Source organism: Mesorhizobium yinganensis, assembly GCF_040081985.1.
Classification (GTDB): Bacteria; Pseudomonadota; Alphaproteobacteria; order Rhizobiales; family Rhizobiaceae; genus Kumtagia; species Kumtagia yinganensis.
The window spans coordinates 72,393-86,951 of sequence record NZ_JBEBMH010000017.1; the positions used below are offsets into that span (position 1 = coordinate 72,393).

The 14,559-nt window shown below is 59.7% G+C and carries 12 protein-coding genes and 2 pseudogenes; 10 read left to right on the top strand and 4 right to left on the bottom strand.

From position 1 onward, the window contains the following. Positions 1-532: 532 nt before the first annotated feature. The 10 genes and pseudogenes from ABMA59_RS25105 to istB all read left to right on the top strand — a co-directional run bounded on the left by ABMA59_RS25105 (position 533) and on the right by istB (position 8,083). Positions 533-712 carry a hypothetical protein gene (locus ABMA59_RS25105; RefSeq protein WP_349008120.1) on the top strand — a complete coding sequence of 60 codons (180 nt, stop codon included), beginning with the start codon at positions 533-535 and terminating at the stop codon, positions 710-712. Between the two features lie 286 nt (positions 713-998). Beyond that, on the top strand, positions 999-1,193 hold the full coding sequence (locus ABMA59_RS25110) for an acyl-CoA dehydrogenase family protein (RefSeq protein ID WP_349008121.1): 195 nt from the start codon (positions 999-1,001) through the stop codon (positions 1,191-1,193). After that, a complete protein-coding gene (locus ABMA59_RS25115) occupies positions 1,190-2,026 on the top strand; it encodes an ABC transporter permease (protein ID WP_349008122.1) in 837 nt (278 codons plus the stop codon). Before ABMA59_RS25110 ends, ABMA59_RS25115 begins: the two co-directional genes overlap by 4 nt. Continuing rightward, complete coding sequence (locus ABMA59_RS25120; protein ID WP_349008123.1) at positions 2,023-2,823, top strand: ABC transporter permease; 801 nt, start codon at positions 2,023-2,025, stop codon at positions 2,821-2,823. The genes ABMA59_RS25115 and ABMA59_RS25120 overlap by 4 nt, the downstream gene beginning before the upstream one ends. Further along, entirely contained in the window at positions 2,820-3,890 is a 1,071-nt protein-coding gene (locus ABMA59_RS25125; RefSeq protein WP_349008171.1) for an ABC transporter ATP-binding protein, read from the top strand. Before ABMA59_RS25120 ends, ABMA59_RS25125 begins: the two co-directional genes overlap by 4 nt. Before the next feature lie 16 nt (positions 3,891-3,906). Beyond that, on the top strand, positions 3,907-4,962 hold the full coding sequence (locus tag ABMA59_RS25130) for an ABC transporter substrate-binding protein (protein WP_349008124.1): 1,056 nt from the start codon (positions 3,907-3,909) through the stop codon (positions 4,960-4,962). 71 nt (positions 4,963-5,033) lie between these two features. Further along, positions 5,034-6,329 (top strand): NAD(P)/FAD-dependent oxidoreductase, encoded by a 1,296-nt coding sequence (locus tag ABMA59_RS25135; protein WP_349008125.1) that lies wholly within the window; start codon positions 5,034-5,036, stop codon positions 6,327-6,329. 20 nt (positions 6,330-6,349) lie between these two features. After that, a complete protein-coding gene (locus ABMA59_RS25140) occupies positions 6,350-6,718 on the top strand; it encodes an ethanolamine utilization protein EutQ (RefSeq protein WP_349008126.1) in 369 nt (122 codons plus the stop codon). Continuing rightward, positions 6,715-7,356: pseudogene (locus ABMA59_RS25145) on the top strand (oxidoreductase); the annotation flags it as partial. The gene ABMA59_RS25140 and the pseudogene ABMA59_RS25145, both read left to right, overlap by 4 nt. After that, positions 7,353-8,083, top strand: a pseudogene (gene istB, locus ABMA59_RS25150) (IS21-like element helper ATPase IstB). The pseudogenes ABMA59_RS25145 and istB, both read left to right, overlap by 4 nt. A gap of 323 nt (positions 8,084-8,406) precedes the next feature. Here istB and ABMA59_RS25155 read toward each other — a convergent pair. From ABMA59_RS25155 to ABMA59_RS25165, 4 genes are all read right to left on the bottom strand, one after another. After that, a complete protein-coding gene (locus ABMA59_RS25155) occupies positions 8,407-9,063 on the bottom strand; it encodes a LuxR C-terminal-related transcriptional regulator (RefSeq protein WP_349008127.1) in 657 nt (218 codons plus the stop codon). A 139-nt stretch (positions 9,064-9,202) separates the two neighbouring features. Then, complete coding sequence (locus tag ABMA59_RS37290; RefSeq protein WP_425475982.1) at positions 9,203-9,589, bottom strand: helix-turn-helix domain-containing protein; 387 nt, start codon at positions 9,587-9,589, stop codon at positions 9,203-9,205. 109 nt (positions 9,590-9,698) lie between these two features. Continuing rightward, entirely contained in the window at positions 9,699-12,140 is a 2,442-nt protein-coding gene (locus ABMA59_RS25160) for a GcvT family protein (RefSeq protein WP_349008128.1), read from the bottom strand. 206 nt (positions 12,141-12,346) lie between these two features. Next, complete coding sequence (locus ABMA59_RS25165; RefSeq protein ID WP_349008129.1) at positions 12,347-14,410, bottom strand: oxidoreductase; 2,064 nt, start codon at positions 14,408-14,410, stop codon at positions 12,347-12,349. Positions 14,411-14,559: the final 149 nt, after the last annotated feature.

Below are 14,559 nucleotides of genomic sequence, written 5' to 3' on the forward strand. Positions count from 1 at the left end.
AATAATAGACGGGCTGAGGCAGTTGGCCAGCCGCCGGCTCTCGCAAAGCAGTCGGGAACGTTGTGGCCGCTTCGGCCTCTACCGCCAGGGCGGCAGGTGTGATTCCGAGTGCGCCCTCAAAGGGCGGGCTCGGCAGAAGGGCCATCCGACGAAAAAGCGCTGCAGCTCTTGCCGCATGGCGCGCGGCAGGGACATGTTTTCCCTCGCGGATCTTTATCCCCGCCGCCGCCAACAAGATCAATCCCTTGAAGAACAGGCGATGCTGGGCGCTTTGTTTCGCAGCATGCCATAGAGGCCCCAAGCCTCATGAGCTTCCCGTTAATAGCCGTGGTTGAAAAGGTCGATTCCCCATCGGGACACGTTTGAGCCAAGCGACTCCTTGACGGCAACAAAGGTCACCGGGTCGCATTGATAACTGTGACCTAACGGGTCGCGAACCGGATGTGGATGTTTGCCAGGCAGGTAGCCACGTCTTCATCGCGGCTCGAACGACGGCATCTTCCGGCTGGATGCTAGTATAGCGAACGCTTGAGTGATCGACGAAAAAACCCTTGCACGCCCGACGCTGGCTCACCCCATGCCGACCGCAGGCGTGGGCCAAAGCGCATCGCTTGCCACGAAGCGGCGGCCGCTCAGGAAGCCGGCGACGATGGTGCTTGATTGGTTGCGGGAGGAAATGAGCTTGCTGCGTCGGAAAATTCTAGCCGCCTGACTTTAGGCGTCATGACTTCCAGTCATGTCTACCCAACTTTTTTAAACATTCACAATAGGAGATTTCCGCATAGCATCATGCTTGCACTTGCGTGGGAGACGTAGGCGCGATTGGTTGGGAGGACCACAGCGAGCATGACCGCATGCATTAGCCAGATGCCCCCTATGCGCGTCCAACCTGCGGCTGGACATCCACTGGACGCCCTCCTGAAGTCGGCCTCGATTGCCCTTGAGGGGGCATCCCTCAAGGCGAACACGCCGGGAAACACAATGCTGCGCGCCGTCAGGTGCTGGGCGGCCACGGTTACATGCGCGCGAACCCGGTCGAGCGCCTCTACCGCGACATTCGCGTGGACCGTATCTGGGAAGGCACCTCTGAAATTCAGCGTGTCGTGGTGGACATATCCGCAAGCGCGGCATCGGCGTGTTCACTGAGGTCGTCTAGCCGGCCATTCATCCAAAGGGAGAAGGCGCAATCGTGACTTCACGCTACCATCTGCAAACGGTTTTGCTTCTGGCCCCAGCGGTGCTTGTTCTCGCTGCTGTGTTCGTGATTCCGCTTGGCCGGCTCTTCTCGCTTGCATTCACCGATCCCGCCGGACCCTTTGTCCCGTTCGCGACGTTGATGGAGAGCCCGGTCTACAGGCAGGTCCTTCTCAACACCCTCCTTGTCGCTCTGGTCGTCACCGCGATCTGCGCGATCCTGGCCTGGCCGGTTTCGTATATCCTCAGCCGGCTCAAGGGCGTCTGGTACGTCGTTGCCCTATATGGCGTATTGTTTCCTCTGTGGATCTCCGTCCTGGTTCGAACCTTCTCGTGGATGCTGCTGTTGGAGCGCAACGGCCCGCTGAACAGGATGCTGGTCGGCTCGGGCCTGACGGATGGACCGATCCCAATGCTGTTCAACAGCAAGGGTGTCCTGATCGGCATGGTGCATGTCCTGCTGCCCTACATGATCCTGCCGCTCTATAGTGCGATGTCCCGGATCGACCACCGCCTCCTCCTGGCTAGCGATGGCCTTGGGGCCGCATTGACCGACACATTCCGACGCATCTATCTACCGCTTTGCATGCCAGGACTTGCTGGCGGAGCAACCTTTGTTTTTCTACTCTCGCTGGGTTTTTTTATCACCCCCGCATTGCTGGGGGGAGCCAACGCAATCACCCTCTCGATGCTGATTGCCAGCTTCGTCAATGATCGGCTCGCCTGGTCGCTCGCCGCGGCGGCCTCGCTGGTTCTGCTTGCGGTCGTCCTGCTGGTCATAGGCCTGGCGGCCAAAACCTTGCCGCTTGAAAAAGGGATGTTTGCAAGATGAGCAAATTGCCCCTTTGGCTGCGTATCGCCGGAAATTCGGCGGCCAGCCTGATTCTAGGCTTCCTAGTCCTTCCGATCCTCGCAGTCGTACCGGCTTCCATCAACAGGGCCAGCTTCATATACCTGCCGCCTCACGCCTATTCCGGGGTATGGTACGAGCGCTTTTTCGAAGACGCGGAGTGGCGGACTTCGCTTATCAACAGCCTTCAGGTGGCATTTCTCGCTACGGTCATCGCCGTCGTGTTGGGAACCGTTGCCGCCATAGGCCTGCGCAGGCTGGAAGGGCGCTGGCGGGCCGGTATCACCGCCCTGTTCCTCGCCCCAATGATCGTGCCGGTCGTGGTCACTGCGGTCGCGCTCTATCGCAGCGCGCTCGATGTTGGACTGAGCGGCACGATTCTCGGGATGAGCCTTGGACATATGATCCTGGCGTTGCCTTTCGTGATCATCAATGTCGGCATCGCCTTGCGCGCCGTCGATGAGAACTGGCTGAAGGCTGCAGCGGGCCTGGGCGGCAGCCCGTGGACCGTGTTCCGCACGATCACCTTGCCAAACATCACGCCCGGCATTGTGGGCGGCGCCATTTTTTCATTCATCACCTCCTTCGACGAGGTGGTCATGGCAGTCTTTCTCGCCGGCTACTCGAACAAGACGCTGCCGGTGAAGATTTGGGAGTCGATCCGTCTGGAGTTCACTCCGGTGATCGCCGTGGCGGCAACAATGATGATGGTTCTAGCCTTTGTGCTGTTCGCTGCAGCGCAGCTTGCCAGCAGCGGCAGGGAGACCCCGACACGATGACGAGAACAGGATTGCCGCTTCGGCTAGCGGGCGTCTCGAGACGCTACGGAACGTTCCCTGCTCTAACGCCGACCGATCTCGATGTGGTCGCTGGGGAGTTTCTCACGCTGCTCGGTCCCTCGGGTTCGGGCAAGACGACTTTGCTGAACCTAATCGCCGGCTATGTCGAGCCGACGACAGGCAGCATCGAGATCGGCACGCGCGATGTCACACACCTTCCGGCGCGGCAGCGCAACATTGGCATGGTCTTTCAGAACTATGCCTTGTTTCCGCACATGACGGTTGGAGAGAACATCGGGTATGGCCTTGCCGTGCGAGGCGTTTCCAAGGACGAATGCAAACGTCGCGTGTCAGAGATTCTCTCGCTCATGCAGCTTGAGGAATTCGTCGACAGACCTATCCAAAAGATGTCCGGCGGCCAGCAGCAGCGGGTCGCGCTCGCCAGGGCCCTGGTCATCGAGCCCGACGTGTTGCTGATGGACGAACCGCTGAGCGCCCTGGACAAGCAGTTGCGCCGTACCGTCCAGCTGGAATTGCGTCGGCTCCACCAGAGGCTGGGCCGCACAACGATCTACGTCACGCACGACCAGGAAGAAGCACTCGTGCTGTCCGACCGGATCGCCGTGATGGACCAGGGCCGCATCCAGCAGCTTGGCTCGGTCGAAGCCATCTATGACCGACCCGCAAACGCGTTCGTCGCCGGCTTTATCGGTGAATCGAACCTGCTTGCGGCGAAGGTCACAGCTGTGGCCGAGGGCAAGGCCACCGCGGATGTCGAACCCTTTGGCCGCACCATCGTGGCTTCGATGGGGCCGGGGGTGGAAGCCGGAAAACCTGCCCGACTGCTGGTGCGCCCCGAGCACCTGCTTTTCAACAAAACCGGCGACGGCATCCCGGCCGAGATCGTCGAAACCGTCTATCTCGGCGAACTGAGCCAATACGGGCTGGCCCTCGAAAGCGGCCAGATCGTCACGGCGCGCCAGATAACAGATCGATCGCTTCAAACCGGCACGAAAGTGACGTTGTCGTGGAAGCCGGGGCACGCGCTCGTGGTTTTGAAGAGCTAGAAAAAGGAGGAACACAATGGATAGACGCACATTTCTCATGTCCGCAACGGCGGGCACAATGCTGGCTGGATTGGGCGGGTTTCCGCGCCCGGCTCTTTCCCAGACAAGACCTTTCACCTTCACCTCCTGGGGTGGTGCGCTTTCCGACGCCGAGAAATCGGCATTCACCGACCCGTTCGCGGCGTTGAAGGGGGTGGAGATCGTCAACACCTCCCCGACAGAAACAGCCAAGATCAAGGCAATGGTCGAGGCCAGCGCGGTCGAATGGGACCTTGTCGACGTTGGAGGCCGCTCGGTCTGGCAGGGGGACGAGGAAGGCTTTCTGGAGAGACTCGATCTCGCCAAGATCCCCAATGCCGCCAACCTTGAAAAGGGCTGGGTCGCACCGAATGGAATCGCGACGTCGACTGGCGCCACCGTCATGGCATGGTCGACGACCGCATTTCCGGACGGGGGGCCGCAAAACTGGGCCGACTTCTGGGACGTCAAACGGTTCCCTGGACCACGTGGTCTCTACAAGTACTTCTACTACAACTACGAGGCGGCCTTGCTGGCTGCCGGTGTGAAGCCCACGGAGGTTTATCCACTGACGGCGGAGAAGGCGGAGAAGGCGCTTGCCAAGATCAAGGAGATCAAGCCCCATGTCACGGTCTGGTGGGGCACCGGAGCACAGCCGCCGCAACTCCTTTCGTCGGGAGAACTCGCGCTCTCGTCGGCGTGGAGCGGCCGCGTCCTTGCAGCATCCCAGGAAGGCGCGCCAGTCGGATTTGCCTTCAAGGACGGCATCGCCTGGGCCAACTGGTTCGTGATCCCCAAGGGATCGCCTCATGTCGACCTCGCGCACGAACTGATCAATTTCAGCCTCGCGCCCGAGCAGCAGGCCAAGCTCTTGAAACTCAAGACCTATGGCCCCGTACTCGGCTCAGCCACAGCGACCGCCGACGCCGAAACCCTGAAGGTCATGGTCATGGCCCCGGACAACCTGAAGAACATGCTGATGATCAGCGAGAAGGATGCTCGAAAATACATGCAGCAATACGAAGAACAGTGGAACCAGCTGATGCTGCAGTAAGCCGCAGATGTCTCCCGCGCCGCGGCGCCGGAGGCATCTTGTCCCCAGCGTCAAATCGAAAAGCGAGTAAGATGGTTCAACCCCTACCGACGAGTCTGTGGGCCGCCACTGCGTCTCCCGCCGGCGCCTACGCACACCTCGATCGCGACAGAACTGCCGATATTGCCGTTGTCGGCGCGGGTTATACGGGCCTCAGCGCGGCCCTGCATCTTGCACAGGCCGGAAAGAAAGTCGTCGTCCTCGAAGCGTCGGAACCCGGCTGGGGTGCATCCGGCCGCAATGGTGGACAGATCATTGCCGGCCTCAAGCATGATCCGGAAAAGCTTCAAAAGGCCCTGGGCGAACACCTGGGTTTGCGTGTCACGCAAGAGTTCGGCAGCAGCGCCGACCTCGTGTTCTCGCTGATCGACCGCTACGGCATCGAGTGCAATGCGCAGCGCAGCGGATGGATCCAGGGGGCCCACGGCAAGAAGGGGTTTGAGGAGATTGTTGGGCCCCGCTGCCGTCAATGGACTGCTCAAGGTGTGGAAGCCAAGCTGCTCGATCAGGCCGAAATGTCCGTGCTGGTCGGGTCACGCGAGGACGCCTATTATGGCGGTTGGCTTGATCCCCGCGGTGGGGTTCTGCAGCCTCTCTCCTATGCGAGGGGGCTGGCCAAAGCGGCTGTCGAAGAAGGCGCGGAGATTTACCCGCGATCGCCCGTTCAGGCGCTGCGGCGCGACCATGACAGCTGGGAGGTCAAGACAGCTGGGGGCAATGTACGGGCAGCCCAGGTCATCCTCGCGACGAATGCCTACACAGACTCGCTTTGGCCGGGTCTGCGTCAGACCGTAATCCCAGTCGCCAGTTTCCAGGCGGCAACGCGCCCGCTTCCGGCATCCGTCCGCGCCACGATCCTGCCTGGCGGGCAGGGAGTAGCCGACACCAGGCGCCTCCTTCTTTATTTTCGCCTTGATCATCAAGGCCGGCTCGTCATGGGCGGGCGATCTCCGGTGGACGACGCCCCGCGATTTGAGGATGCAAGGACGCTGGAAGCGGCGATTGCGCGCATCTTCCCGCAGGCGGCGGGAACGCCGCTGGAATTCGTCTGGAGCGGAAAGGTCGCCATCACCAAGGATACGATGCCGCATCTGCATGTGCTCGCGCCCGGTATACATGCTGCGCTTGGCTGCAACGGTCGAGGTGTCGCGGCCTGCACCGTTATGGGCAGGCTTCTGGCGCGGCTCGCGTCTGGCACACAGCCGCAGGACATTCCCTATCCCGTAACCGCGCCGCATCCGATCCCGCTTCACGCGTTCCGCAAGCTGGCGGTATTCACGCTCAGCCAGTGGTATCGGGTGCTGGACAGCCTTGACGCGAGAACCTGAACCCAATTCGGAGGATCATCATGTCAGGCGCAAAGCACTTCCCATCCCGCGAAATGAAGTTCGAACCCTATGGCGGCCCTCCTGGCCAGGCTACGATAGCGCGCCTTGTCGGACCCGAGCTGTCGTCGAGCATGGGCGGGGGGATCGCCACCTTTGACAACTGCTCGATCGAATGGACCGTTCTTTATGATGAACTGATCGTCGTGCTCGAAGGGGCTTTTCGGCTACAGCTTGGCAGCGAGAACAGGGCCATCGAGGCGGGTCCCGGTGACGTGATCTGGATCCCGGAGGGCACGCAACTGCACTACGAAGGAGTGGGGGCAAAGGTGTTCTACGCCCTTAGTCCGGTCGACTGGAAATCCCGCACCGTCCGTCGTGAGGCGCTGTGACCTCGTTTCCGCATCTCTTTTCGCCGCTCCGGATCGGCGGCATGGACGTCAAAAACCGCATCCTGTCGACAGGCCATGACACGGTCATGGCCCGTGACGGACATGTCACCGACAGGCTGATCGCCTATCAGGAGGCGCGCGCGAAGGGTGGTGCCGGACTGATCGTGGTCCAGGTCTCGGGCGTGCACGAGACCGCGCGTTACACCTCCCATGCTCTGATGGCGACCTCGGACGATGCGATCCCCGGCTATCGGGCGCTTGCCGACGCCGTGCACAGCCACGGCGCAAGGATCTGCGGCCAGCTTTTCCATCCGGGGCGCGAGATCATGGAGACGCAGGACGGGACCGCTCCTGTCGCCTATGCGCCCTCCGCCGTGCCGAATTCGCGTTTTCATGTGATGCCGGTTCCGCTGTCGCTCAGGATGATCGGCGAGATCATCTCCGGCTATGGCGACGCCGCGGCACGACTGATGCAGGCGGGTTTCGATGGATGCGAAATCGTCGCCAGCCAGGGTTATCTGCCGGCGCAATTTCTCAACCCCAATGTCAATCGGCGCGAAGACCTGTATGGCGGCAGCGTGGAAAATCGCCTGCGCTTCCTGCGCGAGATCGCGGCTGGCATCCGGGCCAAGACATGCGGAGATTTTGTCATCGGGCTGCCGTCGCCGAACTCACCGAGCAGGCTTCTCCCGCCTTCGAGGCCGCCATCCCGATCCTGTCGCAACTGCTGAAGAGATGGCAGAACGGGAGGTCAGGTCCACGGCCTATCAGCTCAAGGCTGCCCGCTTCCCGCTCTACCGTGACCTGGCCGGCTTCGACTTCGCCAGCAGCGAGATCAACGAAGCGCTCGTGCGCCAGCTCCATCGTTGCGAGTTTATGGAGGATGCCAATAACGTCGTGCTCGTCGGCGGCCCGGGCACTGGCAAGACCCACATCGCCACCGCTCTCGGCGTGCAGGCGGTCGAGCATCATCGCAAGCGCGTACGCTTCTTCTCGACTGTCGAACTCGTCAACGCGCTCGAGCAGGAGAAGGCCCAGGGCAAGGCAGGCCAGATCGCCAATCGGCTCGCCCATTCCGATCTCGTCATCCTCGACGAACTCGGATACCTGCCCTTCAGCGCATCAGGCGGGGCGCTGCTGTTCCATCTACTGAGCACGCTCTACGAGCGCACCAGCGTCGTCATCACCACCAACCTCAGCTTCAGCGAGTGGGCTACCGTCTTCGGCGATGCCAAGATGACGACGGCACTGCTCGATAGGCTCACCCATCATTGCCACATCCTGGAGACCGGAAACGACAGCTTCCGCTTCAAGAACAGCTCAGCCCAGACCACTGCCGCAAAGAAGGAGAAACACCCACCTTGACCAAAACCTGAGACCCGAAGCATACATGAAGGCGGGTCACTTCTCGGCGAAAATCCCGGGTCAGCTCTCAGCGAAAATCAACAAAGGCAGCTCTGTGCGAGGGTGGCAGGGCGGCGCCGTTAGCGTTTCCCTTGGGCGCGCGGTAGCAGCACCGTAGATGCGCGCCGCGCGACGGGCCAAAACGGTGTGGCCAACAAGATCGGCATGAGGAAGTCCCGTGCGTCTTCACTACCCCCGCCGCACGAAGCGTCGCCTCCATCGGGTTCCGCCATTGGTTCAATCGTACCCAGTCGTTCAAGACTTCGGCAAAGACGGCCAGAAATCTATCTGCCCGACCCCGCCGGCGAGCGCGGGGAATACTTTCGCTCACCCGAAAACACAGACACAGCCATGGCGCGGTTGCGGACACCAAGTTTGTCGTAGAGATTCTTAAGGTGATATTTCACGGTGTTTTCAGAGATCCCAGTGCGCGCGGCTATCTGAAAGTTCGACCAGCCGTCGGATAAAGCCGCCAACAGCTCGTGTTCACGCACTGTAAGTTGCGATAGCGGCGATTCATCCACACAGCCGAGATCGATACGCGGAATGCAGATGCGGTCTTTGGCAACGGCGAGCAAAGTGTCAAGTAGAACGTCTGGGTCGCCGAATTGGTAACAGAACCCTTGCGCACCGAGGCGGACGCATCGCTTGAGAATATTCACGTTGTTCTCATTGCAGAACACGACGATGCGAGCCGCGGCGTTTGTGCGCTGAAGCTCAATGAGAACTTCGCCTGCATCCATGTCAATCAGTTGCCAGCCTACGAGGATGACGTCACAATTCAATCGACCCTCGGAAAGCCCTGCGATGAACGTCCCGCCGCTTGTCAGGCTTTCGACGAGTTGGAAGCGAGGATCGTGGCTGATCAAGTTTTGCAGCGCCAGAACGATCAGCGTGCTGCTTTCCACAAGCACCACTTTCAGCTTCTTTCCCTGGCTCATCGACGGATCATCACCTCAACCTTCCCGTGTACATCGCGTTGGGTTAAAGTTGGCCGCCGAGGCGCACTGCCCTCCGGCATACGCCGCATAACCGCTCCGTTGTCCAAACTAGTCCAGTCCTGACACGCCGGTTTGGCGATCACGCGGCCGAACGGCTGCTTGGTGAAGTGGCTGCCATTCTGGCAGCGCTTGGCAGTATCTGAAAATGGTCCTTGAAGCTCTTCGAAAAATGGGACGAGGAAACGTATCCACAGGCCACCGCCACACCGATCACCGGCATGTTTGTCATTTCGAGGAGTTGTTTTGCCTTCTGCAATCTGAGCGTCAGACAATGTTGCCATGGTGTGGTTTTGAGATACTCCGCGAAGAGGCGCTCGATTTGGCGACGTGACAGTGATACCTCCCGAGCAACGTCCTCAAGCGGAAGCGGCTCTGCCTCGGTCGCGCCATGAGGTACAGGTTCACTCACGCGCGAGGTACGACACGGGCGGCGCCCGTTAGTCTCGCGACTTGCCAATATATTCATTGTGGACCCTGCGCCATCTGCAAAGCCTGCTGGCTCGCTCCGGATTGCTTCACAAATAGCTCATTGCCAAAGATTTTGGGCCGTTATGGCCCAGCACCGATGTACACGCCTATGAACGAATGCGAACGTTGTTGGGGTCGTAAAAAGGCCGGCCTTGGCACACAGCCCTATGCCGGACGCCGGCAAGCTCAACCTCGAAGTTCCCCTCCGACAGCCACGACTTCCAGTCGGCCCCAGGCACGCTCACATAGCCTTGGGCGACCGAACTTCCGACCGTGTAGCCGAAGGCGGCCGAAGTCGTCCTGCCGATGATCTTGCCATCGCGCAAGATCGGCTCGTCATGCAGCAGGATAGGCTCCGGATCATCCAGCCGCAGAAAGGCCAGCCGGCGTTTCAATCCTTCGTCCTGCTGTTTTTCCAGCGCCGTGCGTCCAATGAAACAATCGCTTTTCTTGAACGAGACCGCAAAGCCGAGCCCGGCTTCTAGGGGAGTTTCGCCCGGCGTAATGTCATGGCCAAAATGGCGATAACCTTTTTCACTGCGCAGCGAATCCAGCGCATGATAACCCGCGAGCCGCAACCCCAAAGACTGGCCTTCCTTGACCAAAACATCGAAGACCGGGCCAGCAAATTCGGTGGGCACATAAAGCTCCCATCCGAGCTCACCGACATAGGTAACCCTAAGCGCATGTGCCCTTGCATAACCGATCTCGATTTCCTGCGCCGTGCCGAACGGGAACGCCTCGTTAGAGAAGTCGGCATTTGAAACGATGTTGAGAAGTTCGCGCGAACAAGGCCCCATTACCGACAAGACAGCAAAACCTGAAGTGACGTCCGTGACAGTCATACGAGCGTCATCGGACAGATTGCGCTTCACCCAGTTCATATCCTGAGCCTGGGTCGCTGCGGCAGTCACCATCATGTAGCGCTGCTTCGAAAGCCTTGTGAAGGTGACGTCGGCGACGATGCCACCGCGGGAATTCAGCATCTGCGTATAGACGATCTTGTTGTTGGCCACTGCCATGTCGTTAGCGCAAATGCGCTGCAACTCCTTTTCGGCATCGGGGCCCTCGATAAAGGTTTTGCCGAACGAAGAGAGATCAAAAAGGGCCACCGCTTCGCGCGCGGCACGGTGCTCTTGCGCGACGACGTCAAACCAGTTCTGCCGGCCATAGGAATAGACGTATTCAGCGCTGCTTCCCTCCGGCGCATACCAGTTCGCCCGCTCCCATCCCGCAGCGGTTCCAAACACCGCATTGCGGGCTTTGAGACGCGCAAACAGGGGTGTTTCGCGGGCCGGTCGGGCGGTTTCGAACTGGCGGTGCGGCCAGTGCATCGCATACAAGAGGCCCAAACTTTCGGAAATGCGCTCATGTAGATACTTGCGGTTGGTCTGGAAGCTGTGAAAGCGGGCAACGTCGACCTCCGACAGGTCAATCGTCGGCTCGCCCGCGACAATCCATTCCGAAAGGGCTTTTCCGACGCCCGCAGCGCTGAGGATGCCTTGCGAGTTGAAGCCTGCGGCCACATAAAAGCCTCTGACCTCCGGCGCCTCGCCAAGGATGAATTTGTTATCGGGGGTAAAGCTTTCAGGCCCATTCATGAAATGGCGAATGCCGATGGATTGCAATAGCGGCACCACTTCCATTGCCTTGGACATCGGCAGTTCGAACTGGCCCCAGTCCTCGGGCAACTCCCCGAACTCGAACCTGTTCGGCAATTTCTCCATCGGCAGCGGTTTCGCCAACGGCTCGAATGCGCCAACCAGCAGCTTGCCGGCGTCCTCCTTGATATAGAGATAGCCGTCCGTGTCGCGCAAAACCGGAAGGCTTTTCGGAATCGCTGCGTCAGCTTCCGTGGTGACATACATATGTTCGGCCGCGTAGAGGGGCACGTTGACACCAGCCAGCTTGCCGAGATCACGCGACCAGGCGCCTGCGCACAGAACGGCTACCTCGCATTTCACGGTGCCTTGGTCCGTAACGACGCCCTTGATCCTGTCACGCTCGATTTCAAAGCCTGTGACAGACACGCCCTCGAATATACGCGCTCCGCCGGTGCGGGCGCCTTTAGCCAGAGCCTGTGTGGAATCGACTGGGTTGGTTTGACCATCGCCTGGAATGAAAGCGCCTCCAACGATGCGAGACTCATCGAGAAGCGGATAGAGGTTCCTGACCTCACGCGGCGAAAGCATGTGGGCTTCTACGCCGAAACACTTTCCCAGCGAGACAAGGCGGGAGATTTCCACCAGGCGGTCCGCAGTGCGGGCAATCGGCAAGCTGCCAGTGCGGCGAAAGCCGGTGTCTTGACCTGTCTCCTTCTTAAGGTCGTCGAACAAGCGCGTCCCATACCGGCAAAGCTCGGTCATGGTATGGGTCGTGCGAAGCTGCATCACCAGCCCGGCGGCATGCCAGGTCGTGCCGCAGGTCAACTGGCCACGTTCCAGAAGCACAACGTCACGCCATCCCAGCTTGGTCAGATGATAGGCGATGCTGACGCCGATGATGCCGCCTCCAACGATGACGACCTGGACCTGATTGGGAAGAGTCATTGCGTTTCCTCGGAGTTCAATATCGTCATCAGCGCTGCTTGCTACGGACCATGTCCTAGCGATGCCGAAGCATCATATGTTCCGATAAATAGTTGGCTTGGCGATCTACCGTCAAAACCAACCGTGCGAGTGACGACCCGATTGACAATCTAGGTGCAAGCTCCGCCGGGGAGCCTTTCCTATTGCTTCTTGGGCAAGCCGTGGACTCACTCGCCTCCGAAGCCAACCTCGCGTCTGAAGGCAGGAATATCTTCACCTCTACCAAGTTCGCGCGCGTATCGGTGACCGGCCTGCACGGATATCGCAATGGTCGCTGGAGCATAGCAGTCTCCAATCGCCGTCAATGATTTCAGACCAGCTTCTCGCCAAAGATCAGAGGCAGCCAACAACTGACGGTAAACGCCATCCTCGGGAACGCGGGAGGTGACCGCTACGAAAGCGTCGGATTCAATTTCCTCTTTGTTGCCAGTGTAGGGACATTCGAGAACGACCCCACCAACCTTGACCTCGCTGATCACCCGGTTGCACGCGAGCTTCACGCCTGACCTCAGTAGACGCGTTTTTACGTGCTCGTGCTCAAGAGTATTATGGGACCATGTGGAGATGTCTGCCGCTGGCGTGACGAACGTGACGCCGCATCCATCAGCCGCCAGTACCTCGGCGATCACATTGGCCATGTAATAATGATCGTCGTCAAAAATGACGACGCGTCCCGTGGGTCTCTCGCCGGCCATGATGTGGTCCGGCGTAAGGACGCGGTATTGAGAGTCCACATTCGGCTTGGTTCGATGCGCGCGGCCGATCAAATCATCTCGCCACCTTGAGCCAGTGGCTATCGCGACATGCTCGCAGTCGGCCGAGAGCACGTCCTCCGCGGACAAGCGGCTTTGCGTGAAGATCTGGACACCCGCCCGGCTCCCTAACATGTACGCGCGATGGTCCGCCACGCGGCGCCATTCACGAAGCGGGAGTAAGGAACTTTCCCGAAGAACACGGCCGCCCAATTCGTCGTCGGCTTCGGAGAGCGTAACTTCATAGCCGCGGTTCGACAAGGCAAGTGTGGCCTCCAAGCCGGCGGGACCAGCGCCGACAACGAGGACCTTCTCGTTTGCGTGGCGCTTGTCAATGCGCATTGGATGCCAGCCGCTTCTCCACTCTTCGCCCATGGTCGGGTTTTGCGTGCAGCGCATCGGGGTCGCGAGAGTATCTCCCGATGTACACATGTTGCAGCCAATACATTCACGTATCTCGTCGACAAGTCCGTTGTCGATCTTGTAGGGAAGAAACGGGTCCGCAATAGAAGGTCGAGCGGCACCGATGAGATCCATGACCCCACTCCTGATCTGCCGCACCATCGTGTCCGGGGAAGTGAAGCGGCCCACGCCAACCACGGGCTTGGTCGTCATTCGCTTGACGAACTTGATGTACTCTTCCTGAAAGCCTTCCTGTCCAAATCGGGAGGCTAGTGAGTCGTTCTTCCAGTCAGCGACATTCACGTCCCATAGGTCCGGAAGTTCGGCGAGCAGACCGACGGCATCCTCAGCCTCGCGCACCGTCATTCCCTCCTCGCCGATCAGCTCGTCAACAGCAAACCGGAATGCGATCGCGCAATTGTCTCCGACGGCATCCTTGGCATCGGAGAGCACTTCAGTGACGAGACGTATTCGATTTTCGAGGGATCCACCGTATTCGTCCGTCCGTTGATTGAAGCGACGGAGCAGAAACTGAGACAGGAGTGTCATGCTGCCATGGGCGGCGTATGCGTAGATGATATCGTAGCCGGCCTTGCTGGCTCGCCTCGCCGCTGTGACGTGCCACTTACGAAACTCGCGGATGTCGGCTTTGTCCATGCCGCGGGCTTGGACGTGCGCGAAAGATTCGGTCGGTGTGTTGGAAGGCGCGAGCGGTGGAAGGCGCGAGTAGTAGTTGGCGACCGAAAGCCCATTGTGGACGAGTTGGATGCCTGCCAAGGATCCGTGTTCATGAACCTTTTGAACCATCAGCTCATGAACCGGGAGATCTCTGTCGTCCCACAGTCTCATGAGCGTGTGCGGAGACAAATCGCTCGAGGGATGGATTGAACATTCCTCGGTGTTGACTACCCCCCAACCGCCCTCGGCTTTGACGCCGCGCATCTCGGCCATGGCTCTTGGATAGCGATGGCCCATGCCGTTGCAATGCGGAACTTGATAGAAGCGATTTTTGGTCTTCTTGGGTCCGATCTGCACTTCATCGAAGAGGATGTCGTATCGTGGATCTCTGTTGCGCATTGGCTCTCTCAAATGGAGGCCAGGGCAGACAGGCCCTCCACCTCAATTCATTGCAATGCACCTTGCACAGATACATTTGCTTGTACTTGTCGAAGAGCCCAAACAGCGCGGGGCCGAGCCCGCTCCCCCACGGCCCGCAGCAAGCGCGC

What these genes read in the sequence shown, in the direction of transcription:
- ABMA59_RS25165 (WP_349008129.1), bottom strand. Translation starts at nt 14,410, where the DNA reads ATGCGCAACAGAGATCCACGATACGACATCCTCTTCGATGAAGTGCAG.
- ABMA59_RS37290 (WP_425475982.1), bottom strand. Translation starts at nt 9,589, where the DNA reads ATGAATATATTGGCAAGTCGCGAGACTAACGGGCGCCGCCCGTGTCGT.
- ABMA59_RS25140 (WP_349008126.1), top strand. Translation starts at nt 6,350, where the DNA reads ATGTCAGGCGCAAAGCACTTCCCATCCCGCGAAATGAAGTTCGAACCC.
- ABMA59_RS25135 (WP_349008125.1), top strand. Translation starts at nt 5,034, where the DNA reads ATGGTTCAACCCCTACCGACGAGTCTGTGGGCCGCCACTGCGTCTCCC.
- ABMA59_RS25160 (WP_349008128.1), bottom strand. Translation starts at nt 12,140, where the DNA reads ATGACTCTTCCCAATCAGGTCCAGGTCGTCATCGTTGGAGGCGGCATC.
- ABMA59_RS25155 (WP_349008127.1), bottom strand. Translation starts at nt 9,063, where the DNA reads ATGAGCCAGGGAAAGAAGCTGAAAGTGGTGCTTGTGGAAAGCAGCACG.
- ABMA59_RS25120 (WP_349008123.1), top strand. Translation starts at nt 2,023, where the DNA reads ATGAGCAAATTGCCCCTTTGGCTGCGTATCGCCGGAAATTCGGCGGCC.
- ABMA59_RS25125 (WP_349008171.1), top strand. Translation starts at nt 2,820, where the DNA reads ATGACGAGAACAGGATTGCCGCTTCGGCTAGCGGGCGTCTCGAGACGC.
- ABMA59_RS25130 (WP_349008124.1), top strand. Translation starts at nt 3,907, where the DNA reads ATGGATAGACGCACATTTCTCATGTCCGCAACGGCGGGCACAATGCTG.